Below are 24,582 nucleotides of genomic sequence, written 5' to 3' on the forward strand. Positions count from 1 at the left end.
CATTTTTAGATTATCTGTTTCAGTATCTCTCTCCAATAGGTCGGCTCTACCTCGCTGAGAAGGAAGTCCATGAAATCCCTCCGTGCGTCCTTGTTCAGTTCGTGGTACAATCTTCGGAAAGTTTCAAAATTGCCGTTGATGTACGTTTCCACCATATACACGAAGATGTTGTCCACCTCGTAATATCTGCACTGCTGCGCTGCCGTCTTGCTGTTTCTTTTTGCCATGTCGGTAAGGGTTAAAGGGTGAATAACCAAAGGATGAAGCCAAAGAAGGCAATGGTGGAAAGGATAGCCACGATTACACCTATCGCCACTCGGAACACTCCGTTTACAATCTCTCTGATGATGCCCCAAAGGATGCCGAACACCCCGAAGGCGGTGCGCATCATCAAGCCGCATATCGCCAACCCGATGTGTTGCGCCATTTGTCTGAAATTTGCCGTTGCCGTCATATCTTCGCTGTTTTTGATTTTTTTGTTTTTAATGCGGATTCAAGAGCTGAGGGAGTTGAGTTTCAAACTATCTTATCTGCCTCTCGTTTATCCGACATTTTTTTTATGCGTCTTTCTGTCGCATCGGTCGTTTTCGTTTCGGGTGCTTGAAAAGGTAGGGATTAGGGAATGCAAGGTTTTTCGGTCAAAATACTACCCGCAGGGCTGGAGATTTTTACCGAAAACAGGAGGCTTGACCTTGCTTTCCCGTCCAATCCCGGAATTACCTTTGCGCCCAGAACGAAAATGACTGACTGATGCGGCTTACTGAAAGGCGCAAAATGGAGGTAAACGAAAACAGAGGCAGATTGTGTAGAAAAAAACTTCAGGGGAAAATCCGTAAAAAAAAGAATCACCAAAAGGAAAAAGACATCACCGGAAGCGTGAAAAGGGCAAACCACAACAAAGGAAGTATGATTGTTTCCGATCCGACGGAACTTGTTCAGCCGGGTGGCAACAATCATTCTTCCCGGTTTGTCCGGCTGTGTGTGGGCGCCTGTTTCATTCATGGGGCAGGCTGACACACTCTGCATTCACTTTCCGCTTCCGGCAAAAGAGACAGCGAAAAAAGAAAAATCATTTGAAAACCCGTAAAAGCACCTCTTGGCATAGGCGCAAAAGAAAGGGGCATTGCTTCATCTGTCTAAACATCGTTTAGGCGTGAGGCAATGCCCTTTTCTCCAGCTATGCGGTAGTCGGCACACGTTTGTTCCAAACTCGTTTTGGGCAATGGTGTGCCGACGGACAATACCGCTTTTACGGAAAATTCTTATGAATGAGGGGATAAAAAACGGGAGTTTATATCAAAATCTCGAATTAAATAGCTACTTTTGCATACGAAGAGTTCTTTGAAGGTTACGCAACGCGCAGAAGGATAATGCAGTAGATAACTAACTAAATCGTAACCTATTACTATCAAGAGCAATTAACCTACGCTCATTTCCAATAAATTACACTCTTTTCGTAACTTCATAATGCAAATATACATGATTATTGGTAAAAAAGAGAGGTCGATGCGGGATAATCTTTCCGATTGTGTTATTTTTGCCTTTTGTTAGTAGAGATAGTTACAAAATTATGATACGTATATTACATACTGCCGACTGGCATTTGGGACAAACCTTTTTTGGATATGATCGCACGGGAGAACATGAGGTATTCCTGAATTGGCTGGCAGAAGAAATTCGTCAGAAAGAGATTGATGCATTGATTATAGCCGGAGATGTTTTTGATGTTTCCAACCCTTCCGCTGCATCCCAAAGCATGTATTATCAGTTTATTTATCGGGTGACAGTGGAGAATCCGAATCTGCAAATTGTCATTGTGGCCGGCAATCATGATTCGGCTGCACGTCTGGAAGCTCCTTTGCCTCTGTTGCAGGCTATGCGGACAGAAGTCAGAGGGGTGGTGCGCAAACTTGAAGGTGGAGAAATTGATTATGACCATTTGATCGTGAAATTGAAGAACCGGAAAGGGGAAGTGGAACTGCTTTGTATGGCTGTCCCTTTTTTGCGCCAAGGGGATTATCCGGTCGTGCAGACAGAAGGCAACCCGTACGCGGAGGGAGTTCGCGAACTATATTCGCAGCTTCTGCAAAGGCTATGGAAGCAAAGGACAGCGAATCAGTCGATTCTTGCCATCGGTCATTTGCAGGCTACAGGATCGGAGATTGCAGAAAAAGATTATAGTGAGCGTACGGTGATTGGCGGTCTGGAATGTGTATCGCTGGAAGCTTTTTCCGAACAGATAGCATATACGGCATTGGGGCATATACATAAAGCGCAGCGAGTGTCGGGAAGGGAGAATGTGAGATATGCAGGAAGTCCCATTCCGATGTCTTTTGCAGAGAAACATTATCATCATGGAGTCGTGATGGTGACCTTTGACGGAGGTTGTGCAGTAGACATTGAACGGTTGGAATGCCCGAAATTAATCCCTTTGGTAAGTGTGCCGAATGGAGATCCTGCCTTGCCGGAAGTGGTGTTGGAAGCCTTGAAAGAATTGCCGGACACGGAAGAAACAGCTCCTTATTTAGAAGTGAAGGTACTGCTGGAGGAACCGGAGCCCATGCTTCGGCAAGAGATTGAGGAGGCATTGGCAGATAAAAATTATCGATTGGCACGCATTGTGTCTACCTATCGCACCAATGTAGAAAATATGGAGAAAGAAAATGAGAACTGGAAGAGAGGATTGCAGGAGATGTCTCCCTTGCAGATTGTGCAGTCTGCCTTTGAAAAGATTTATCAGGTAGAAATGCCAGCCGAACTGACAGGTTTGTTTCGGGAAGCCTATTTGGCTGCTACTCGTAAAGAAGAGGAGGAAGAAGAATGAAAATACTGGCTATACGATTGAAGAATCTGACCTCGATAGAGGGGACAGTAGAAGTTGATTTTACAGCAGAACCATTACATTCTGCTGGTATATTTGCCATATCAGGACCTACGGGTGCCGGTAAGTCTACTTTATTAGATGCTTTATGTTTGGCACTGTATGATAAAGCTCCCCGTTTCGCAACTTCGGTGGAAAGTGTGAATCTGTCAGATGTAGGAGACAATCAGATAAATCAGTCCGATGTAAGAAACTTATTGCGCCGGGGAACAAGCGATGGTTATGCGGAAGTCGATTTCTTAGGCATTGACGGACGACGTTACCGTTCTCGCTGGTCGGTGAGGCGGACAAGAAATAAGATAAGCGGTTCTTTGCAGCCACAAACGATGGAGGTGAAAGAACTGGATACAGAGAAAGAATTCCAGGGTACCAAAAAAGAGTTGTTGATTCAGTTGGTGGAGCTGGTGGGGTTGACGTATGAGCAGTTTACCCGTACCGTATTATTGGCGCAGAATGATTTTGCGACATTCCTGAAATCGAAAGGAGCGGCCAAAGCGGAGTTGCTTGAGAAGTTGACGGGAACCGGTGTTTATTCTCGGATTTCTCAAGAAGTCTATGCCCGGAATAAGGCGGCACAGGAAGAAGTCACTTTGATTCAGAATCGAATGAATGTGATCGAATTGATGCCGGAAGAAGAATTGCTTGCTTTACAAAAAGAGAAAGAACTGTTGGCGGAAAAGCGTGTGGCAGGAATCAAACTGCTGGCGGAACAGAATGAACAGCTGAATGTGGTTCGTTCATTAAAAATGCAAGAAGATCTTTGGAAGAAGAAGCAACAGGAAGAACAGGAGGAACAGGCAAGATTAAAAATGTTACAAGGCGCATTGGCTTCACAAGAAGAAGGATTGGTGCATTTCAAGGCACAATGGGAAGCCATACAGCCGGACTTGAAGAAAGCCCGTCAATTGGATGTACAGATACTGTCGCAACAGGACAGTTACACACAATCGCAACAGATGTTACAGTCCGCTAATAAACAGGTGTCGGAGCAGGAACAAAAAATGCGGATGGCTACGGAGCAGTTGCAGGGTGCTTATTCTTCTCTGAACCGTTTGCTGAATCATGTAGGAATAGAAGAAGCGTTGCAGCTAGAACAGGTGGAAGAAATTCTACGACAGGAAGAAAACAAACTGACAGCCGGGATGAACACGAATGAAGAACGGTTATTGCAATTAAATTCTTTCGGATATCCGTTATTGGCCGAAGAACAGATGAAGTTGCAAAAAGAGTTGACACGCCAACAGAATATCCGGCAATTGACGGAAATGCAGACGAAAACCAAGGCGGAAATAGAACGGTTGGAGAAAGAAACAACTGATTGTTTGAAACAATTGACGGAACAAGAAACCGCATTGAAAGTAACTCAACGCCTTTACGAAAATGCACGTATGGCAGTGGGAAAAGACGTGAAAGCATTGCGTCGGCAATTGCAGGAGGGGGAAGCTTGTCCGGTTTGCGGTAGTACGGCGCATCCTTACCATCAGGAACAGGAGGTAGTAGATACTCTTTTCCGGAGTATAGAACAGGAGTATAATGCAGCAGTAGCAAACTGTCAACAGATCAATAACCGGAGCATTGTCTTGCAACGTGATTGGACGCATCAGAAGATGGTGGACGGACAGATTGGAGAACAGTTGGCGGCATTGTATAAAGCTGGGATCAATGCTGGTAACGAAGAGCAGATACAACATCGTTTGACGGAACTGGCTGAACGTATTTTAGCATATCGTAATCTTTATGCAGAATGGCAACGCAGCGATGAAGAAATTAAAAAGATGCGTTCGCATTGTGAAGCTCTTCGTGAGAATGTATCTCTCTGTCGCCTGGCGATGCAGAAAGTGTCGTCTGCTAAGGAGCAGTTGGTGTTACTGCAGAATACTGCTTCAGCCGAGCAAAAGAGATTTGAAGTTATAGAGAAAGCGTTGAATGTGCTTCGTCAGGAACGTTCGCAACTGTTGAAAGGAAAAAGTGCGAATGAAGCGGAAGCTGTCGTAGCAAAAAGAGAAAAAGAACTGAATCTGGCTTTGGAGAAAGCACGCAAAGAAGTAGAGGCTGTGCACAATCGGCTTTCCAGTTTGCAAGGAGAGATGAAGCAAATTACGCTGGCTATCGGAGAATGTCAGGAACAGTATAAAAAGATTGAGTTTCCCGAACAACTTCCCGAAATAATAAAGAAACAACAGGAAGAAAACCTGAATACCGAACGTACCTTTTCTACTATGGAAGCCCGTCTTCTACAACAGGAAAAGAATAAGCTAACTGTGGAACAGATAGCGAAGGAGCTGGCAGAGAAACAGACGATTGCCGAACGTTGGGCGAAACTTAATAAACTGATTGGCAGTGCAGACGGAGCGAAATTTAAAGTGATAGCTCAAAGTTACACTTTGAATTTGCTGTTGCTTCATGCCAACAAACATTTATCCTACCTTTCTAAACGCTATAAGTTGCAACAGGTTCCCGACACGTTGGCGCTTCAAGTGATAGATTGTGATATGTGTGATGAAATACGGACTGTGTACTCTCTTTCCGGTGGTGAATCATTCCTGATATCTTTGGCATTGGCTTTGGGCTTGTCTTCCTTATCAAGCAATAACCTGAAAGTAGAATCTCTTTTTATTGATGAAGGATTCGGCTCTTTGGATGCGGAAAGCCTGCGTACGGCAATGGAAGCACTGGAACAATTACAGATGCAGGGACGGAAAATCGGAGTTATTTCTCACGTACAGGAGATGAGTGAACGAATTTCTGTTCAGGTGCAAGTGCATAAGAAAGTGAATGGAAAGAGTGTGCTTACCGTTGCAGGGTAAGCACATGCATTATCTCCTTTTACATTAATTCGTTCAATTCGCTTAAATTCTTCTTTATTTCGTGGATGCGATTTAAGAACTTCTTGCGGTAAATCCATAAAATCAATCCTAGTCCTCCGCCCCATAACAGGATAAAGAAGGCTATCATGCCTATTCCATATTGCCACACTTGCCAGTAGATAAATGAGAGTACAGCCAGTACCAAAAGGAAAGCAATGGCAATCAGCCGTTCTCTGATGGTCCATCGGTGTATACGGTTCACGCGGCTGATTACTTCTACCAGAGGCATCTCGTCTATTTGAGTCCGTTGGAGAAAGCGGGTGGTGGCGATGTCCCAGCAAAGTGCGGGAATCCATGCGAAAATGATAATGATATAGATCGGGTTCAATCTGTTGTGCAACAACACCTCCGCTAGAAACAAGATTAATATCGGCAAAGAAATCAGAATAAGCTTGATGTTCAGGCTGGCGATGGCATGGATACCTTTGTCTGCATGCCTTATCAGCTTCTTAAGCTCTTCTTCTTTGATGAACTCTCTGTCTTTCAAGTGTTCATCCAAGGCATTCCAAGATTTTTTCAGTTCTTCCAGTTCCATATATCTTATTCCTCCTTTTTCATTCTTTTAAGTTTGTCTTTGATGCGGCTTAGTTTGGTCGCTACATTGGTAACCGTCAGTCCGGTAATTTCTGCTATCTCTTCATAACTTTTGTCTTCGAGATAGAGCAGGATAATTGATTTGTCGAGTTGTCCCAGCTGGTTAATCATCTGATAAAGCTGTTTCAGCATTTCGTTGATCGGGTCGTGTGCTTCGGTCCAGTCAGTATCTTTGGTGAGACTGACAATTTCCGGTACATTCTTTTCTTTACGATAAAAACTGATACAAGTGTTGAGGGCAATACGATAAATCCATGTAGATACTTTACATTCTTTTCTGAATTTAGGATAAGCTTTCCAAAGATTCAGTAGCACATCCTGATAAAGGTCATTGAGAGGAGCATTGGGGTTGGCGTACAGATAGCACACTTTGTAGATCACCCGTTCATATTCGCGGATTACCGACAAAAACTCTTGCTCAATAGGAGGATTGGCTTCTGTTGTTCGTTCTCTCATGGAATCGATGCTTGCTTTTCTGGTTAGTTAGTTGTAAGAAAAGGAGAAAAATCACAGGAGAATGATGATTATTGAAGATTCGCTGCCAGAAACTTGCGCATTTCTTCGATGTTTTTTCCCCGGCGGCGGGTATAATCTTCGAGTTGGTCTTCTCCAATCTTTCCTACAGAGAAATATTCGGAAGCCGGATGTGAAAACATAAGTCCGCAAACAGAAGCGTGCGGATACATGGCTCCGTTTTCAGTCAATGAAATACCTATCTGTTTCATGTCCAACAGTTCATCCAACAGGAAGTTGACAGACTGATCCGGTAAAGACGGGTAGCCGACGGCAGGGCGAATACCTTGATATTTCTCGACCAATAAATCCGCTATGCCCAGATTTTCTTCTTTGGCATATCCCCATGCTTCTTTTCGTACATACTCATGCATCTTTTCTGTTGCAGCTTCTGCCAGTCGGTCGGAGAGGGTTTGGACAAGCAAGTGTTTATATGGGTCCTGTTCGTACAGCCCTTCCATGTCCGCATCAATAGAAGAAGCAAAAGCACCGATGGTGTCGGGGATGCCGGAAGAAAGAGGACGGATAAAGTCGCTTAGACAAAGGAAAGGACTTCCATCTCTTTTGGGCGTCTGCTGACGCAGTAAAGGAAAGGTGATGAATTGGTCTTTTTCTTTCTCAATAATCAGGTTATCTCCGTCAGAATTTGCTTTGCAGAGCTTGAATAGAGTTTTTACCTCATAATCCCGGTCGAGCAGATCGAGCATTCGGTTGGCTTCTTTAAATAGCTGCATTGCTTCGGAGGCTTTATTACGTTCTTCTTCCGGGAAAGTTGTTAGCCACGAAGCACGGCAGGCATCACATCCATGAATGTTGGCGATGGCTGCAAAACGTGGCTGGAAACCCCATGCGTGGAAAAAGTAAATCCAGTTGATGTAAGGGGTAACTGTGTGTATTTTATAAGATAGAATCATAATTTATACAATTAAATGGGAATTTAGGGGCGTAGCGCCCCAACAAGGTTTCCATTCGGCATGTTATCGTTTTAGACATACCCTAAAGGGTGGAACTGTATACAATTATGCCCTTTCAGGGCACTCCGCAAAATTATCATTTATCGTTCGAAGAACAATTCTTGTCCGCGATAAGTCTCATCTATTTCTCCGTTGTTATATAACAGATGTCCGTTTGCGAATGTTTTCTCTACCTTCCAATTGAATGTATGGCCTTCCAGCGGGCTCCATTTGCATTTACTTAAGATGCAGTCTGTGGTAACGGTCCATTCGGAGTCGGGGCGTACCAATACCAGGTCAGCCTGATAGCCTTTGCGGATGAATCCCCTGTTGCGTATCTCATACATCTGTGCGGGAGCATGAGCCATTTTTTCTACCACTTTCTCGATGGTAAACACTCCTTTATCTGCCAATTCCAACATGCTGACTAGCGAGAACTGAATCATCGGCATTCCGGACATTGCCTTTAATGCACCGCCTTCTTTTTCACTAAGCAAGTGTGGAGCATGATCGGTTGCGATGGCATCAATCAGGCCGCTGTTGACAGCCTCTTGCAAGGCTTTCCGGTCTTGTGCAGTCTTGATGGCAGGGTTGCATTTGATGCGGGCACCCAATGTCTGATAATCTTCTTCCGTAAAGAGTAGATGGGAGACGCAGGCTTCTGCCGTAATTCTTTTTTGTGCCAGAGGAGCGTTGGAAAACAGACTCAGCTCTTTGGCGGTGGAAATATGCATGATGTGCAGGCGGGCATTTGTTTCCCTTGCCAGTTGCACAGCCAGTTCGGACGAACGATAGCAAGCCTCTTCCGAACGGAGAAGCGGATGAAGAGCCAGAGGTACATCGTCTCCGTATTCTTTCTTATATTTATCCGTATTTTCTTTGATAATTCCCTGGTCTTCGCAATGGGCGGCGATAAGCAGATCGGTTCCGCCGAATATATTACGCAGGCTGGCCATCCGGTCTACCAGCATATTGCCGGTGCTTGAACCCATAAATAACTTCACGCCACAAACCCGGTGTTTATCCAGTTGTGCAAACTGGGTATAGTTAGTGTTTGTTGCTCCGAAATAGCAGGAATAGTTGACTGCTGATTTCTCACCTAGTAGGGTGAATTTCTCTTCCAAAGCCTCCAGCGTCGTAGTCTGCGGGTTTGTATTGGGCATGTCCATGATGGAAGTGACCCCTCCTGCTGCAGCGGCATGGCTTTCGGTGGTAATATCTGCTTTATGAGTCAGTCCGGGATCACGGAAATGAACATGTTCGTCGATGACACCCGGCAGGAGATAACACCCGCTTGCATCAATGACTTCGTCACAAGGGGAAGCTGCTTTTTCTTCACCCACCAGTATTTCGGCTATCTTTTCATTTTCAATGACTACTGAACCCAGTACTTTTCTTCCTTCGTTAACAATAACGGCATGTTGAATCAGTGTACGTTTCATGACTTTTGCGGGAATTTATGGAACCAACTATTTACTTTTAATTTAATCACACCAAATATGGCCTCTCCAAAGATGCTGCTGTTCATCTTGGAAGTGCCCAATTCGCGATTGATAAAGATTACGGGAACTTCAATGATTTTGAATCCGCATTTGTAAGCGGTGAACTTCATTTCAATCTGAAATGCATATCCTTTGAAGCGGATATGGTCCAAATCGATTGTTTCCAATACCTGACGACGGTAACAGACGAATCCGGCGGTGGTGTCGTGTACGGGAATCCCCGTGATAAGTCTCACATACTTGGAGGCAAAATACGACATCAACACCCGTCCCATCGGCCAGTTCACTACGTTCACTCCGCTGATGTAGCGGGAGCCGATGGATACATCCCCACCCTGTTCCGAACAAGCCTGATACAAACGGGGCAAATCGTTCGGATTATGGCTGAAGTCGGCATCCATTTCGAAGATGTACTCGTAGGCATGTTCCAGTGCCCATTTGAAACCGGTGATATAGGCAGTGCCCAATCCAAGTTTCCCTTTGCGTTCAATCATGAAAAGCCGTTCGGGAAATTCTTGTTGCAAGGTTTTTACGATGGCTGCCGTTCCGTCCGGAGAGCCGTCTTCTATGACCAGGATATGGAATGTCTTGGTGAGTCCGAAAACGGCTCGGATGATATTTTCTATGTTCTCCCGTTCGTTGTAGGTAGGGATAATTACGATGCTGTCCGATGTCTGCATATAAATAGTATAAAATTTAGAAACAAAAGTAGCTTTTTTCCTTTAGTTATGGATAGAACTAAGGATTATTTAACGTGGAGGCACGTCCGTATGTGCCGCACAATGGTGTTTAAGGTATTAATGGATGTGCCCGTAAGTATTAACGGAAAACTTCTTCCTTATTAATAGTAAGCTTCTTCGTTGCCGTTATCAGACTTTCCGACGGGCAACTGTCAACTATAAACGCAACCTTTGTTTTTATAAACGCCTACTTTGATTATAAAAACGAAGCTTGTGTTCAGGGCAGACGCATTATATTTTGTCTATCAATTAGTCAACTATTATCTATATTTCATTTTTATTATTTGTCTTATTATTAATCTATTAATATTTTGTATATTAATTATTTATTTGTATTTTTGTTGTATTGAATTTAAACAAAAATAAACCCTAAAATGAGCTTAATTAGTCTTTGTAAACAACTTGAAGATCCTCGTATTGACCGAAAAAAAGAACACTCTTTGGAAGTCATCGTTTATATAGCCTTGTGTGCTGTAATCTGTGGAAGTGAAAGCTGGAATGAAATAGAACGGTTCGGTATTTGTAAGTTTGACTTCTTTAAACGTCGTTTTCCTGATTTAGTAAAGATCCCAAGTCATGACACTTTCAATCGTTTTTTCAGTTTACTCAAACCCGGTTATTTTGAATTGGTCTTTCGTGATTGGGTATCTGAGCTTTGTGGTAAGTATGAAGGGGTTGTTGCTATAGACGGTAAAATGCTTCGTGGAGCAAGTAAGTGCAGCAAAGACAATCCCTTTGGCAAAAAAGGATTCAAGCTTCATATGGTTAGTGCCTGGGCTGTTTCCAATGGAATCAGTATGGGTCAGGTAAAAGTAGATGATAAAAGCAATGAAATCACCGCTATTCCTTCTCTTATAAAATCTCTGGATTTGCAGGATTGCATAGTGACAATTGATGCTATTGCATGCCAAACAGATATTGCCGAAGTAATAATAGAAAATAATGCAGACTATATTCTGGCATTAAAGGCCAATCAAAAAAACAGGTTAATGGATGTGGAACGCTGGCTAGACGAGATGGATGGTGTTGATATTGATCGGCCGGTATACCGTTCACACTATGGAAAATATGTCACAGAGGAGGTTTCTCATGGGAGAATTGAGACTCGTGAATGTCTGGTTTATAGCCCGGGAAAGATTATGGAATCAATGCTGAAAGATAAATTTGAGGGGGTCAAGTCCATCGTAAGAATTAGTACCGAAAGACTGGAGGTAGCCACTAAAAAACTTTCCGTAGAAAAAAGATATTACATTACTTCACTAGGGCTAAAACCGAAAGAAATTTCAGAGGCTATAAGATCGCATTGGGATATAGAAAACAGGCTACATTGGCAGTTAGACGTATCGTTTAGAGAAGACGCAGGAAGGAAAGTAGGTAATGCTGCGCAAAATTTTTCTTTAATTAATAAGATAGCCCTTTATATCATCAAACAAGATGAAACAAAGGGCAGTGTAGCAGCCAAAAGAAAAAACGCAGGATGGAATGATGAATATTTGTTCAAACTATTAAATAAGATAAAAATATAATGCGTTTGCCCTGAGCTTGTGTTTTTATAAATGAAAGCTTTGTTTATAGTTTGATGGCAGTAAATCAGGGCAGACGCATTATATTTTGTCTATTAATTAGTCAACTATTATCTATATTTCATTTTCATTATTTATCTTATTATTAACCTATTAATATTTTGTATATTAATTATTTATTTGTATTTTTGTTGTATTGAATTTAAACAAAAATAAACCCTAAAATGAGCTTAATTAGTCTTTGTAAACAACTTGAAGATCCTCGTATTGACCGAAAAAAAGAACACTCTTTGGAAGTCATCGTTTATATAGCCTTGTGTGCTGTAATCTGTGGAAGTGAAAGTTGGAATGAAATAGAACGGTTCGGTATTTGTAAGTTTGACTTCTTTAAACGTCGTTTTCCTGATTTAGTAAAGATCCCAAGTCATGACACTTTCAATCGTTTTTTCAGTTTACTCAAACCCGGTTATTTTGAATTGGTCTTTCGTGATTGGGTATCTGAGCTTTGTGGTAAGTATGAAGGGGTTGTTGCTATAGACGGTAAAATGCTTCGTGGAGCAAGTAAGTGCAGCAAAGACAATCCCTTTGGCAAAAAAGGATTCAAGCTTCATATGGTTAGTGCCTGGGCTGTTTCCAATGGAATCAGTATGGGTCAGGTAAAAGTAGATGATAAAAGCAATGAAATCACCGCTATTCCTTCTCTTATAAAATCTCTGGATTTGCAGGATTGCATAGTGACAATTGATGCTATTGCATGCCAAACAGATATTGCCGAAGTAATAATAGAAAATAATGCAGACTATATTCTGGCATTAAAGGCCAATCAAAAAAACAGGTTAATGGATGTGGAACGATGGCTAGACGAGATGGATGGTGTTGATATTGATCGGCCGGTATACCGTTCACACTATGGAAAATATGTCACAGAGGAGGTTTCTCATGGGAGAATTGAGACTCGTGAATGTCTGGTTTATAGCCCGGGAAAGATTATGGAATCAATGCTGAAAGATAAATTTGAGGGGGTCAAGTCCATCGTAAGAATTAATACCGAAAGACTGGAGGTAGCCACTAAAAAACTTTCCGTAGAAAAAAGATATTACATTACTTCACTAGGGCTAAAACCGAAAGAAATTTCAGAGGCTATAAGATCGCATTGGGATATAGAAAACAGGCTACATTGGCAGTTAGACGTATCGTTTAGAGAAGACGCAGGAAGGAAAGTAGGTAATGCTGCGCAAAATTTTTCTTTAATTAATAAGATAGCCCTTTATATCATCAAACAAGATGAAACAAAGGGCAGTGTAGCAGCCAAAAGAAAAAACGCAGGATGGAATGATGAATATTTGTTCAAACTATTAAATAAGATAAAAATATAATGCGTTTGCCCTGGGCAGTAAATCGGAATTTCACTACGGATAAATCGGAAGTTTACTATTAACAGACGGCAACTTTTCTATTAATACCTGATGTGTCAACAAGCGGTTGCCGACGAGTGGGTATGAGACATCTTGTATGTTAAAACAGGATAAATAATTTCTTGCAGAATGATAAATGTGAAAAAATACCGTACTTTTGAAACTGTTAATGATTGATTGACTGTTTGACAGCATGAAATGTGAGACCATATATATCGCTTTAATCGGACTTGTCCTTGCCGCATGCAATGGCGATGTCTTTGTGGACGATTATCTGCCACACGGTGCGGCAACCGTTCTGATGTCGGAGGACAACCGGACGGCAGAGATTACTTTCACTTCTGACAATTGGGGGATTGAAAACATTGAAGGCTGGACGGGCGAGTTCAAGGCGTATACATCGGACGGGAAGGAAACTTTTCTGCCTCTTAAAGAAAAAGAATTGGGAGTGGTGCACTGTAAGAACGAGTATGTGGATTTCCGCATCGAAAAAAGCAGTGGTAACAAGTTGAAGGTTTCGTACAGCGAGAACCTTTACAATCAAGCGCTGGATATAGGTATCCTGACAGGCAATGCTTATAAGATGGAAGATATCAGGGTGAGACTTGCGCCCACCTCGAAGTATCGGGTAGACAGCGTAGTGTACGATTGGGAACAGTTCTACCTCTATGGATACGGCATGATAGACGAGATGGAAAGTATCGTTGTAGACAATACACTTGCGGATGCTCCTACCACCATAACCGTATATCCTTACCGAAACACCCGTCGGGAGTTGCGTTTCTGGCCTTACAGCCATGGTGGCAACTGGGAGGAAGAAAAATACAGTCTGCTTTTTGGAGACAATCTGCCCGCGATAGTCATTCCGGATATAATCAATCAAGAGAAGCCCGTACTTGGGAATACGAAAATACCTTTTGGCATCAAACAGCAATACATAGCGGCAGATGTGGATAAGGATAAGGCAGTAGAGGTGAAAATAGATGCGCATGATAAGAGGAAGGTGGTTGTCTACAATTACCTTGAACGGTATGAAGTCCCTCTCAAGGTATATGCGTCCAATCCGATAACGGGTGGCAAGCGCGAATTCAGTGCTTTTCTTTACAGTCAGAGCTATATAAATTATTTAATTTTCAAGGAAAAGATGGAGTCTGAACAATATGATTAAGTTCCGAATATTTCCGCTTGTGCTTTCGGCAGCCTTATCGGTCGCTTCGCTTTCCGCGTCCGAAGCCGACACCGTTTCACGGAAGGTGATACATGCGCTTAGTGTCGATTTCCGTCCGGCGTACGTTTTTCCTACGCACGATTTCTTTAGAGGCGTCAATCGTACGGGAAACAGCATCAACTCCACTCTTTCGGGACATCTGAAGTATGGCTTCAAGTTCTCGCCCGATACGGAAACGGGTAGGAGATATCCGTATGCCGTACAGGGTATCGGCGTGGCTTACAACACATTCCATAATACCGTCGAAGTGGGCAATCCGCTTGCCGTCTACGTCTTTCAGACATCAAAGATTGCCGACATTACTTCCCGTCTGTCGTTCGACTACGAATGGAATTTCGGCGCGTCGTTCGGATGGAAGAAGTTTGATAAGCTCGACAATCCGCATAACGAGGTAGTGGGGTCGAAAATCAATGCCTACATCAATCTGGGTTTTCTGCTCAACTGGCGGATTTCATCACACACCCATCTGCGTGCCGGTGTAGGTATGTCACACTATTCAAACGGAAACACCCGTTATCCGAACTCGGGAGTCAACACCTTGGGAGCATCGGTAGGCGTCACCCACTTCTTGGGTGACCGTGAAGAGCCCCATCGCACGCTTTCTGTCGGACGGCAGCTCCGGACGCCTTTCAGAAAATTCGTAAGTTACGACCTTGTCGTTTACGGTGCCACACGGAAGAAAGGCATTTGGCCCGAAGGCGCGAACCCGCTGATGGTGCCGGGCTCTTTTGGTATCATCGGACTCAATTTCAATCCTCTTTACAACTTCAACAAATATTTCCGGGCGGGCGTGTCCTTGGATTTGCAATACGATGAAAGCGCCAACATCATGAAGCACATAGCCAACGAGTATATTCCTTCCAATCCTGAAGAGGTGAAATTCTATCGTCCCGCTTTCAAAGAACAGTTTTCGGCAGGACTCTCGGCGCGTGCGGAAATCGTGATGCCCATTTTCTCTATCAACTTGGGCATTGGCAAGAATTTCTTCTGCCAAGGTGCCGATACAAACGCTTTCTATCAGACCTTTGTGCTGAAAACAACCCTGACGAAGAACGTTTTTATCCATACCGGCTATCAGTTGTATGACTTCAGATACCCCAACAACTTGATGTTGGGACTTGGCTTCAGATTCAATGCAAAGTGACGAATGGAGACGTTAGAGTGACAGGATGGAGAAACGGTTTGGATTTTTTTTGTACTTTTGCGCGTAATTTTTTGAATGAGGTATGACAATAACTGAATTGCAACGGCAATATGCCGCCCACCCCAATATGGCAGTAATGAAGCGCTTGTTGAAGGACACTTCCGCTCAAACTATCTTTTGTGGTGGACTATGCGCGTCCGCCGCTTCTCTTTTTTCTTCCGTATTGGTGCAAGAGGGTGGCTGCCCGTTTGTCTTTATTTTAGGCGACCTTGAAGAAGCCGGCTATTTTTATCATGACTTGACGCAGATATTGGGCACGGAAAAGGTGCTGTTTTTTCCGTCTTCCTTCCGTCGCTCTATTAAATATGGACAAAAAGACGCAGCGAATGAGATTCTGCGTACGGAAGTATTGAGCCGCTTGCAAAAGGGAGAGGAAGGATTGTGCATCGTCACGTATCCGGATGCGTTGGCGGAGAAGGTGGTGTCCCGAAAGGAATTGAGTGACAAAACCCTGAAACTGAATGTTGGGGAGAAAGTGGACACCGCTTTTATCACGGATGTGTTGCATAGTTATGGTTTCGAATACGTAGACTATGTATATGAACCGGGGCAATATGCCGTTCGCGGCAGCATTATCGACGTTTTCTCTTTTGCTTCGGAATATCCTTATCGTATCGACTTCTTTGGCGATGAAGTAGAAAGTATCCGTACCTTTGAAGTGGAGTCCCAATTATCCCGCGAGAAGAAAAGTGGAGTGTCCATTGTGCCCGATTTAGCAGTGACGGGAGACGTGACAACTTCCTTTCTGGATTTTATCCCGAAAGATACAGCTTTGGCAATGCGCGATTTTCTTTGGTTGCGTGAACGAATCCAGGTGGTGCATGACGAGGCGTTGACTCCCCAGGCAATAGCTGTCCAGGAAGCCGAAGAGAATGGAGGCATTACATTGGAGGGAAAATTGATAGACGGCAGCGAGTTTACTGCACGTGCACTCGATTTCCGCCGGTTGGAATTTGGGAACAAACCAACCGGAACGCCGAATGCCAGTGTTACTTTCAATACATCTGCCCAACCCATCTTTCATAAGAATTTCGATTTGGTAGCTTCTTCCTTCAAAGATTATTTGGAAAAAGGTTATTCGCTATATATCTGTAGTGACAGTATGAAGCAGACAGATCGTATCAAGGCTATTTTTGAAGACCGGGGCGATCAGATTAATTTTACTCCCGTAGAGCGTACCATACACGAAGGATTTATAGATAACACACTACGGCTTTGTATCTTCACAGATCATCAGCTGTTTGACCGTTTCCATAAATATAATCTGAAAAGTGATAAAGCCCGTTCGGGAAAAGTGGCACTGTCCTTAAAAGAACTGAACCAGTTTACTCCGGGGGATTATGTGGTGCATACCGATCATGGTATCGGGCGTTTTTCCGGTTTGGTGCGTATACCGAATGGTGATACTACGCAGGAGGTTTTGAAGCTGGTGTTTCAGAATGAAGATGTAGTGTTCGTTTCCATTCATTCACTGCATAAAGTTTCCAAATACAAAGGTAAGGAGGGAGAGGCTCCCCGACTTAATAAATTAGGTACAGGGGCATGGGAGAAACTGAAAGAACGTACGAAGAGTAAAATCAAGGATATTGCCCGCGATTTGATAAAATTGTATTCGCAGCGTCGTCAGGAAAAAGGGTTCTCTTATAGCCCCGATAGTTTCTTGCAGCGTGAGTTGGAAGCATCCTTTATTTATGAAGATACTCCGGATCAGAGTAAGGCGACGATTGATGTCAAAGCAGATATGGAAAGTGACCGCCCGATGGACCGCCTGGTCTGTGGAGATGTAGGATTTGGAAAAACAGAAGTTGCGATTCGTGCCGCTTTCAAAGCCGTTGCCGATAATAAGCAGGTAGCCGTTCTGGTTCCGACAACGGTGCTTGCTTACCAGCATTTCCAGACATTCCGCGAACGTCTGAAAGGACTGCCATGCCGGGTGGAATATTTAAGCCGCGCACGTACTGCCGCACAAACCAAAGCTGTATTGAAAGGACTGAAGGATGGAGATGTCGGTATTCTGATAGGAACTCACCGTATCTTAGGCAAGGATGTTCAGTTTAAAGACTTGGGACTGCTGATTGTTGACGAAGAACAGAAATTCGGAGTTTCCGTAAAAGAAAAGCTGCGTCAGTTGAAGGTGAATGTAGATACACTGACAATGACTGCTACTCCGATTCCCCGTACCCTTCAATTTTCGTTGATGGGCGCGCGTGATTTGAGCGTGATTTCCACTCCGCCGCCCAACCGCTATCCGATTCAGACCGAAGTGCATACTTTTAATGAAGAAGTGATAACGGATGCCATCAATTTTGAGATGAGCCGCAACGGACAGGTCTTTTTCGTCAATAACCGGATTGCGAACTTGCCGGAACTGAAAGCAATGATCGAGCGCCATATTCCGGATTGCCGTGTAGTAATCGGACACGGGCAGATGGAACCGGCAGAACTGGAGAAAATTATTCTGGATTTTGTCAACTATGACTATGACGTGCTCTTGGCAACCACAATCATCGAAAGTGGTATCGATATTCCGAATGCAAATACCATCATTATTAATCAGGCGCAAAACTTCGGTTTGAGTGATCTTCACCAGATGCGTGGACGGGTAGGGCGTAGTAACAAGAAAGCATTCTGTTATCTGTTGGCTCCTCCGTTGAGCAGTTTGACCACCGAAGGGAAACGACGTCTTCAAGCGATTGAGAATTTTAGTGATTTGGGAAGTGGTATTCATATTGCCATGCAGGATTTGGACATTCGTGGAGCCGGGAATTTGCTTGGAGCTGAGCAAAGTGGTTTTGTTGCTGATTTGGGATATGAGACATATCAGAAGATTCTGACCGAAGCTGTCCGTGAGTTGAAAACAGATGAATTTGCAGAACTGTATGCTGATGAAATAAAAGGTGAAGGACAAATCAGTGGAGAAGAGTTTGTAGATGAGTGTCAGGTAGAAAGTGACCTCGAACTTTTATTGCCGGCCAACTACGTAACCGGCAGCAGCGAACGTATGTTGCTTTATCGTGAACTCGATGGACTGACATTGGACAAGGATGTGGAGGCTTTCCGCTCCCGCTTGGAAGACCGCTTCGGTCCGGTTCCGCCTGAAACGCAGGAGTTGTTGCGTATTGTACCTCTCCGCCGTCTCGCAGCACGTCTGGGAGCAGAGAAGATTTTCCTGAAAGGCGGACGAATGACCTTGTTCTTTGTTTCCAATCCGGATAGTCCGTTCTATCAAAGTAAGGCTTTCGGTAAAGTGATAGACTATATGATGAAGTATACCCGGCGCTGTGATCTGCGTGAGCAAAATGGCAGACGGAGTATGTTGATTAAGAATGTTACTAATGTGGAGACGGCAGTCAGCGTGTTGCAGGAGATTGTGGCGTTGCCGGTGAAAGAAGAATAAATGAGTGGTTTATGCATGGTAATGATGTGAATCAGTAATTGAATTAGAGTAAAAACCTACGGAAAGGAATATATTTTTTAGACACGGATTATGCGGATAAATATAGCTGTGCAACTTAAAAAACGTATAATCCGCGTAATCTGTGTCTAATCCCTAATTTGAAATTTCACTCTATCTTTTTCCTTTCCCTCTTTCCGTGTCCTTTCCTTTTCCGTATAATTTGTCTATCAGATCAGAACGTCCGATACGTTTCAACTCATTGATGATATTTCTCCTTTCTTCCGGCTTATACCAGAAGAAAAACTGCCGTTGGGCGAGTTTCTCCCGTTGGGTTTTAGCACTGAATATCGGTTCTAATGTGTATGGATGGAATCCGGTATACCAAGCTTCGGTAGCAACCGTCATCGGAGTAGGAGTGAAGTCCTGCACTTGTTCCAAATGGAAGTCCAGACGTTTAGTGATAACGGCAAGTTCCGCCATATCTTCTTCTTTGCATCCGGGATGCGAGGAAATGAAATACGGAATCAGTTGTTGACGTAGATTCTCTTCCCGGTTGATACGGTCAAATATCCTCTTGAATGTTTCAAATTGCTTGAAAGAAGGTTTGCGCATTACAGATAATACCCGGTCACTGGTATGCTCCGGAGCTACTTTCAGCCGACCACTTACGTGATTGACAATCAATTCACGGGTATACTCGGCAGTGCTGCGGTTGATCGCTTCATCTTTACTTTGATGAAGTAACAGGTCATAGCGTACTCCGCTACCGATAAACGATTTTTTTATTCCGGGCAAGGCGTCTACTGCACGGTAAATATCCAGTAGGGGGCGATGGTCGGTATTTAGATTCGGACAAACTTTCGGATGGATACATGACGGTCGTTTGCACTTCTTGCAAATAGCTTCGTCTTTTCCTTTCATCTGATACATATTAGCGGAAGGACCACCCAAATCGCTTAAATATCCTTTGAAATCGGGCAACTGAATGACCTCTTTCACCTCTTTTAGTATAGACTCTTTGCTACGGCTGACGATAAACTTTCCCTGATGAGCGGAAATGGTGCAGAAGGCACAACCGCCGAAACATCCCCGGTGAATGTTGATGGAAAACTTAATCATGTCATAAGCCGGAATCCGCTTTCCTTTATATTTAGGATGAGGCAGCCGGGTATATGGTAAATCAAACGAACGATCAAGATCTTCCTGGCTCATCGGAGGATATGGAGGATTGACTACTACTATCTTGTTTCCGACAGCTTGCGTGATTCGGGAAGCCGAATATTTGTTAGATTCTTCTTCGATATGCCGGAAATTGCTTGCCTGTTTCTTTTTATCTGCCAAACATTCTTCGTGCGAATAAAGTGAAAGGTCATCTTCAGCAGAGGTCCATTCTGTTGCACGACAAAGATAGGCTGTTTGAGGAACTGATCCGATGATTGTTCTGAATTTATTGCTTGTCAGTATTGGCTCTTCGACAGTAAGCAGACTTTTCATATTCTTCACCAAGTCTGGAAGTGGCTTTTCTCCCATTCCGTAAATGAGCAGGTCGGCACCGCTGTCGCACAAAATGCTCTTTTGCATTTTGTCTTGCCAATAATCGTAATGACTTAACCGTCTTAAACTAGCTTCGATTCCTCCGATAACTACGGGAACATCCGGATAAAGTTTCTTTAGTATCTGGCTATAGACCGTGGAAGGATATTCCGGACGCATATCCGGACGGCCGTCCGGGGTATATGCATCTTCACTGCGTAATCGTTTATTGGCAGTGTATTTATTTACCATCGAATCCATGCATCCACCGGAAATGCCGAAGAATAGCCGTGGGCGTCCCAACTTCTTGAAGTCACGCAGGTCGTCGCGCCAGTTGGGCTGGGGGACAATGGCTATTTTCAAACCTTCCGCTTCAAGAATCCGTCCAATAACGGCAGCACCAAAAGAAGGGTGATCCACGTATGCATCAGCACTGAATAGAATGACATCCAATTCATTCCATCCGCGAAGTTCTACTTCTTTCTTGGTAGTAGGTAACCAGTCAGTCAATCGATATTCTTTCATGCTGCAAAGATACGGATAATAAAAAAACATCCCAATGTTTTTTTATTCATTGAGATGTTTAACTTCGATTATCGGGATGTTTTGCTTCAATCATTGAGATGTTTTTTTAAAACTTCCCATTGATTGTGAACTGTAATGTCATTTGTTCTCCACCATAGATTTCACGAAAACCGATACCTTGCTCGGACAGATATTCCTTTAGATCCTGAAACGCGTCAGCATGGTTCATGATAATCTCTATCGTTTCTCCCGGAGAGGCAGTACACATTGCTTTTATTGCAGGAATCAGCGGACTGTATGCTGTTATTCCGCAGGTATCTACCGTAATCATTATTCCTCCTCTTCTTCCGCTTCCGTGTTGGAAAGCCAGGTAAGATAGAGCTTGATGAGCTGTTGCAGACCGAATGCCTTCATATTATTGTGATAAATCACGTCGATACAAAGGTCCAGCAAGTCTTTACTGTCTTCTTCCTGACTAGCGATAAGGGAGCGGATATTTAGTTTCAACTTATCCAGAACTGCTTCATCTACAATACCGGTACTGTCGATAAGATGACGGAACAGAGCATATTTCTCAATCGTTCTCAAGTTCTCATTAGATACTTCTATGCTGCGTGTACCGCTAGGGTTTGCTTGTATAGTATACATTGTTTTTTAGTTTTAAAGGTTATTATAGTAGCAAAGATAGAATTTAAAATGAGAAACGGATTAAAAAAAAGGATATTTTTTATTTTTGAGTAAAGAATCCCAGGATGCCTGCCATGATGGTTGCCCGATCCGCTTCCGACTGAATGCTTTCGAAAGGAAAGCCTAATACAAAAGTGCGGTAGTTTCCTTTGTAAGCGATACCTGCGCTCTGATTGCCGGGGACATACGTAAATACAGGGAAAGCAGTGTCTACAGGAACGATGTAATCTGCTGCAGGAACCGCATAACTGTTCTCATTGGGCAGACGCGGGATCGTGATTGTGCACCCCAATCCATTTATCAGATTTACACTCTTGTCCGTCAGGCTACTTTGATAACCATATTTCAGTATTTTCTCTGTAAACTCCCGGTTACCTTGTGTACCACTCATATCGCTTCCTACATAAGCACCGCTGACAAATAGATTACCTCCCGACTGACAATAACTGGTCATAATTCGTTGCATAGCCGAGGAGAATGTCTTGTAGTACGCTTTATTTGCGGGATCTTCTTTTTCCAGTCCCAGGATATAATCTACCACCGGATAATCTTCTAACGTAACCAATCCGTTTTCTACCGCTTCGTCACTGCATGACACAAAACTATATTTGCCGGCTGCCTGAATCGCTTTTCCATGAATGAAAGGATAATCGAATGTGTTCCCTGCTATTTTCATTCCTTCTAACTCGTTTCCGCTATGTCCCAGGCTGCCTTTTCCTTCTTTTCCGGCTTGTGTACGGTCGAAGTCTGTTTGTGCTCCGCAAAACGAAATGTTTGATATATACGGAACTCCGGGATCTTGTGATAAATCGAATCCTGCTTTATCAGAAGTATTAACGACCGCCGGACCGCTGATTCTGTCAAAGCCATTGATGATAATTACCTTTTCTTGTTCGCGTTTGGCTTTATAAGCGGAAAGGATTTCGGAGGGAAAACTTTCCCCGCCGCGGTTTACGGCAGTCACTTTGAATGAATAAACGAGTCCTGGTTCTATTTTCACGGTGTGGGACGTTTTGCTGACTAAGGTTCCATTGTCAAAGCCTCCATAACCGATGCGTGTATATACGATGTATTCCCGTGGACGTGCAGTTGGTTCTTGCGGATCATCTTCACCTTTCCATGAAAGTTCCAGCGTATTCTTTTTCTTTCCGAATTGAATGGCGAAATTGCTGACTGGCAGGGGCTGAACTATATATTCTTTATCATGCTGGCTGGTAATGAACTGCAAAATACCTTTGTAAATAGCTCGTCCCACTGTAAACTTGAAGTTCGGATCATGTCCTAACTGCATATCTGCGAAGTTCTGATGGGAGAGCAGTTCGATAATCGTAGAAGGCGTAGCCGGGAGACGTGTTTCACTGTAATTCCGGTTCCACATACTGCGGCGTGTCCAAGGGATACTGTAACTTGAATAAATATCTTTTTGAATCTGTGTGAGCAGAATATCGGCTAAGTCACGTGATGCATACCGGTCTGTTCCTGTATTCAGCTTTCCATTATTGAAATCGGTGGTATAGATACCGAGCGATCCGATAAACTCATCTATTTTGCTGCATCCGGCATCACTGTGCAACGCCATAGTCATTTCCAAAGGTACGCCTAAACCCGATTGTTGCGGGTTGTAGACAGAACTGCCCGACAAATAGTTGATAGCGTTGGAACGTGTGTTGATGTCGTCTGTATAGTCGTTTTCACCTTTGCGTCCTGCATATACTTCGTATGGCATTCCCGCCCATTGCGCAGAGTAGCGTGCTCCTTCCAAGTAACGGGGTAGCCCGCTGGTTTTTCCTCCACGGGCAATGTTTCCCATTCCACCTCCAAAACGTACTGCATCGGCGCATACAACTCCTTGTTCGCTGCTTTCGTTGCTAAGTACCACCATGCCGTAGTCGTTGTTTCCTTTATCGAATTCAAACGTTCCGAGGTAAACCCATGTACCTCCACCAATTTTCTGATTAACTTTAAATTCGGTTACTCCTCCGTTATGGAATACCAGATATTTGGCGTCGCTTACACTATTGGGGAGTGTCTGATAAGAAACATAAACGGCATACTTGCCTGTTGCCGGTAGAGTAGGTACCCATTCGGCAAATACCTGGTCTTTATTCTTCTTTTTCTTTCTTTCGGTTGGTATGAAACGGCAGGTTCCGTCGGTGAAAGGATTTTCTCCATCTTTATAGATTGTTTTCTTTTGAGCAAATCCTCTTACCGGGGCATTTGTCCAATTAGCTTTTTTACTACCCACTTCCAGATAAAGGGAAGTGTTGGGAGTGTCATTATCTACAATGATCTCATTCTTCTGTGTATCCCGTTCACGGGGAGTGTAAACAATCGCTCCTGCATTCTCCAACATGGGAATCACGTATGGAAGAACGAAAGATTGAGTGAACATATCTTCCGTGGTGCAGAATAATCGAGGGCGTTGCCATCCCCATTCGTTTTTATCATTTTTGAAGTAGTTGCCGTGGCTTTGCCAGATTGCGATATGACGGTCTTGCAGTCCGCGTGAAATTTCATTGGGGCGTGAAATGTTTTTCACCCAAGGAGCTCCTTTATAATCTACATTTAAAGATAACCGTTCCTTATCCTTTTTCTTATTCCGGTAGAAATTAGGAACCAAATCCTCAATAGGGTTTCCATCCGCATAAATGGTGAGTTGGTAATAATGAACAGGTCCCGGAAGCAGTTCTTTAACTTGATTATAAATGTTTTTTACAGTTTCCGGACGGAAAGGCTGATAGGCGAAACTTTCCGATGCATAGATTGCAATCGTCTTACGATTATAATTTATATCGAAACTGTCCAGTTTTGGAGTGCTGATTTTGGCTGTTGCGATATATTTGTTGAAATAATCCGTCAGCCGTTTTTTCACATTTCCTTCAATATCTTGAGCGAAAAGAAAATTAGCACTTACAGTAAGGCATAGAAGAAATACTATTATCTTTTTCATTATTCAATGCTTTTGTTCTCATTTTCACCACAGAGGAAAGGAGGACACAGAGTTATTATGAACAACCATT

General features: G+C 43.5%; 19 protein-coding genes. 8 read left to right on the top strand and 11 right to left on the bottom strand.

The genetic code is table 11. From position 1 onward, the window contains the following. Positions 1-5: 5 nt before the first annotated feature. Together A4V03_RS06380 and A4V03_RS06385 are read right to left on the bottom strand one after the other, a co-directional pair. Positions 6-227, bottom strand: a complete 222-nt coding sequence (locus A4V03_RS06380; RefSeq protein WP_004291534.1) for a hypothetical protein — start codon at positions 225-227, stop codon at positions 6-8. A gap of 11 nt (positions 228-238) precedes the next feature. Beyond that, positions 239-454, bottom strand: coding sequence for a hypothetical protein (locus A4V03_RS06385; RefSeq protein WP_004291535.1), 216 nt, complete (start codon positions 452-454; stop codon positions 239-241). Between the two features lie 347 nt (positions 455-801). Here A4V03_RS06385 and A4V03_RS21760 point away from each other — a divergent pair, with 347 nt between their 5' ends. From A4V03_RS21760 to A4V03_RS06410, 3 genes are all read left to right on the top strand, one after another. Next, complete coding sequence (locus A4V03_RS21760) at positions 802-1,014, top strand: hypothetical protein (protein WP_171031146.1); 213 nt, start codon at positions 802-804, stop codon at positions 1,012-1,014. A 556-nt stretch (positions 1,015-1,570) separates the two neighbouring features. Then, the gene (locus A4V03_RS06405) at positions 1,571-2,824 is read left to right on the top strand and encodes an exonuclease SbcCD subunit D C-terminal domain-containing protein (RefSeq protein WP_065538312.1); all 1,254 of its coding nucleotides are present in this window, start codon (positions 1,571-1,573) and stop codon (positions 2,822-2,824) included. Beyond that, a complete protein-coding gene (locus A4V03_RS06410; RefSeq protein WP_065538313.1) occupies positions 2,821-5,688 on the top strand; it encodes an SbcC/MukB-like Walker B domain-containing protein in 2,868 nt (955 codons plus the stop codon). Before A4V03_RS06405 ends, A4V03_RS06410 begins: the two co-directional genes overlap by 4 nt. A gap of 19 nt (positions 5,689-5,707) precedes the next feature. Here the strand turns inward: A4V03_RS06410 and A4V03_RS06415 are convergent, their stop codons facing one another. The 5 genes from A4V03_RS06415 to A4V03_RS06435 form a co-directional block, all read right to left on the bottom strand. Further along, complete coding sequence (locus tag A4V03_RS06415) at positions 5,708-6,283, bottom strand: hypothetical protein (protein WP_065538314.1); 576 nt, start codon at positions 6,281-6,283, stop codon at positions 5,708-5,710. 5 nt (positions 6,284-6,288) lie between these two features. Further along, positions 6,289-6,798 carry an RNA polymerase sigma factor gene (locus tag A4V03_RS06420; protein ID WP_065538315.1) on the bottom strand — a complete coding sequence of 170 codons (510 nt, stop codon included), beginning with the start codon at positions 6,796-6,798 and terminating at the stop codon, positions 6,289-6,291. 68 nt (positions 6,799-6,866) lie between these two features. Beyond that, on the bottom strand, positions 6,867-7,769 hold the full coding sequence (locus A4V03_RS06425; RefSeq protein WP_065538316.1) for a vitamin B12 dependent-methionine synthase activation domain-containing protein: 903 nt from the start codon (positions 7,767-7,769) through the stop codon (positions 6,867-6,869). Positions 7,770-7,909: 140 nt separating this feature from the next. Continuing rightward, positions 7,910-9,250 (bottom strand): dihydroorotase, encoded by a 1,341-nt coding sequence (locus A4V03_RS06430; protein WP_065538317.1) that lies wholly within the window; start codon positions 9,248-9,250, stop codon positions 7,910-7,912. Then, the gene (locus tag A4V03_RS06435) at positions 9,247-9,990 is read right to left on the bottom strand and encodes a polyprenol monophosphomannose synthase (protein WP_065538318.1); all 744 of its coding nucleotides are present in this window, start codon (positions 9,988-9,990) and stop codon (positions 9,247-9,249) included. The genes A4V03_RS06430 and A4V03_RS06435 overlap by 4 nt, the downstream gene beginning before the upstream one ends. Positions 9,991-10,424: 434 nt before the next feature. On the opposite strand from A4V03_RS06435, the gene A4V03_RS06440 reads away from it, so the two are divergent. From A4V03_RS06440 to mfd, 5 genes are all read left to right on the top strand, one after another. Next, positions 10,425-11,576, top strand: a complete 1,152-nt coding sequence (locus tag A4V03_RS06440) for an ISAs1 family transposase (protein ID WP_024988584.1) — start codon at positions 10,425-10,427, stop codon at positions 11,574-11,576. A 221-nt stretch (positions 11,577-11,797) separates the two neighbouring features. Beyond that, entirely contained in the window at positions 11,798-12,949 is a 1,152-nt protein-coding gene (locus A4V03_RS06445) for an ISAs1 family transposase (protein ID WP_065538319.1), read from the top strand. Positions 12,950-13,181: 232 nt separating this feature from the next. Beyond that, on the top strand, positions 13,182-14,156 hold the full coding sequence (locus A4V03_RS06450; RefSeq protein ID WP_065538320.1) for a hypothetical protein: 975 nt from the start codon (positions 13,182-13,184) through the stop codon (positions 14,154-14,156). After that, positions 14,149-15,360 carry an acyloxyacyl hydrolase gene (locus tag A4V03_RS06455; protein ID WP_065538321.1) on the top strand — a complete coding sequence of 404 codons (1,212 nt, stop codon included), beginning with the start codon at positions 14,149-14,151 and terminating at the stop codon, positions 15,358-15,360. The genes A4V03_RS06450 and A4V03_RS06455 overlap by 8 nt, the downstream gene beginning before the upstream one ends. 82 nt (positions 15,361-15,442) lie before the next feature. Continuing rightward, complete coding sequence (mfd, locus tag A4V03_RS06460; RefSeq protein WP_065538322.1) at positions 15,443-18,817, top strand: transcription-repair coupling factor; 3,375 nt, start codon at positions 15,443-15,445, stop codon at positions 18,815-18,817. A 171-nt stretch (positions 18,818-18,988) separates the two neighbouring features. On the opposite strand, the gene A4V03_RS06465 is transcribed toward mfd, so the two are convergent. From A4V03_RS06465 to A4V03_RS06480, 4 genes are all read right to left on the bottom strand, one after another. After that, on the bottom strand, positions 18,989-20,875 hold the full coding sequence (locus A4V03_RS06465) for a YgiQ family radical SAM protein (RefSeq protein WP_065538323.1): 1,887 nt from the start codon (positions 20,873-20,875) through the stop codon (positions 18,989-18,991). A 106-nt stretch (positions 20,876-20,981) separates the two neighbouring features. After that, positions 20,982-21,206 (bottom strand): sulfurtransferase TusA family protein, encoded by a 225-nt coding sequence (locus A4V03_RS06470; protein ID WP_065538324.1) that lies wholly within the window; start codon positions 21,204-21,206, stop codon positions 20,982-20,984. After that, positions 21,206-21,523 carry a hypothetical protein gene (locus A4V03_RS06475; RefSeq protein WP_004312597.1) on the bottom strand — a complete coding sequence of 106 codons (318 nt, stop codon included), beginning with the start codon at positions 21,521-21,523 and terminating at the stop codon, positions 21,206-21,208. The genes A4V03_RS06470 and A4V03_RS06475 overlap by 1 nt, the downstream gene beginning before the upstream one ends. 79 nt (positions 21,524-21,602) lie before the next feature. Beyond that, a complete protein-coding gene (locus A4V03_RS06480) occupies positions 21,603-24,512 on the bottom strand; it encodes a golvesin C-terminal-like domain-containing protein (protein WP_065538325.1) in 2,910 nt (969 codons plus the stop codon). Positions 24,513-24,582 lie beyond the last annotated feature (70 nt).

This window comes from Bacteroides caecimuris (assembly GCF_001688725.2).
GTDB lineage: Bacteria > Bacteroidota > Bacteroidia > Bacteroidales > Bacteroidaceae > Bacteroides > Bacteroides caecimuris.

What these genes read in the sequence shown, in the direction of transcription:
- A4V03_RS06380 (WP_004291534.1), bottom strand. Translation starts at nt 227, where the DNA reads ATGGCAAAAAGAAACAGCAAGACGGCAGCGCAGCAGTGCAGATATTAC.
- A4V03_RS06385 (WP_004291535.1), bottom strand. Translation starts at nt 454, where the DNA reads ATGACGGCAACGGCAAATTTCAGACAAATGGCGCAACACATCGGGTTG.
- A4V03_RS06405 (WP_065538312.1), top strand. Translation starts at nt 1,571, where the DNA reads ATGATACGTATATTACATACTGCCGACTGGCATTTGGGACAAACCTTT.
- A4V03_RS06410 (WP_065538313.1), top strand. Translation starts at nt 2,821, where the DNA reads ATGAAAATACTGGCTATACGATTGAAGAATCTGACCTCGATAGAGGGG.
- A4V03_RS06415 (WP_065538314.1), bottom strand. Translation starts at nt 6,283, where the DNA reads ATGGAACTGGAAGAACTGAAAAAATCTTGGAATGCCTTGGATGAACAC.
- A4V03_RS06420 (WP_065538315.1), bottom strand. Translation starts at nt 6,798, where the DNA reads ATGAGAGAACGAACAACAGAAGCCAATCCTCCTATTGAGCAAGAGTTT.
- A4V03_RS06425 (WP_065538316.1), bottom strand. Translation starts at nt 7,769, where the DNA reads ATGATTCTATCTTATAAAATACACACAGTTACCCCTTACATCAACTGG.
- A4V03_RS06430 (WP_065538317.1), bottom strand. Translation starts at nt 9,250, where the DNA reads ATGAAACGTACACTGATTCAACATGCCGTTATTGTTAACGAAGGAAGA.
- A4V03_RS06435 (WP_065538318.1), bottom strand. Translation starts at nt 9,990, where the DNA reads ATGCAGACATCGGACAGCATCGTAATTATCCCTACCTACAACGAACGG.
- A4V03_RS06440 (WP_024988584.1), top strand. Translation starts at nt 10,425, where the DNA reads ATGAGCTTAATTAGTCTTTGTAAACAACTTGAAGATCCTCGTATTGAC.
- A4V03_RS06445 (WP_065538319.1), top strand. Translation starts at nt 11,798, where the DNA reads ATGAGCTTAATTAGTCTTTGTAAACAACTTGAAGATCCTCGTATTGAC.
- A4V03_RS06450 (WP_065538320.1), top strand. Translation starts at nt 13,182, where the DNA reads ATGAAATGTGAGACCATATATATCGCTTTAATCGGACTTGTCCTTGCC.
- A4V03_RS06455 (WP_065538321.1), top strand. Translation starts at nt 14,149, where the DNA reads ATGATTAAGTTCCGAATATTTCCGCTTGTGCTTTCGGCAGCCTTATCG.
- mfd (WP_065538322.1), top strand. Translation starts at nt 15,443, where the DNA reads ATGACAATAACTGAATTGCAACGGCAATATGCCGCCCACCCCAATATG.
- A4V03_RS06465 (WP_065538323.1), bottom strand. Translation starts at nt 20,875, where the DNA reads ATGAAAGAATATCGATTGACTGACTGGTTACCTACTACCAAGAAAGAA.
- A4V03_RS06470 (WP_065538324.1), bottom strand. Translation starts at nt 21,206, where the DNA reads ATGATTACGGTAGATACCTGCGGAATAACAGCATACAGTCCGCTGATT.
- A4V03_RS06475 (WP_004312597.1), bottom strand. Translation starts at nt 21,523, where the DNA reads ATGTATACTATACAAGCAAACCCTAGCGGTACACGCAGCATAGAAGTA.
- A4V03_RS06480 (WP_065538325.1), bottom strand. Translation starts at nt 24,512, where the DNA reads ATGAAAAAGATAATAGTATTTCTTCTATGCCTTACTGTAAGTGCTAAT.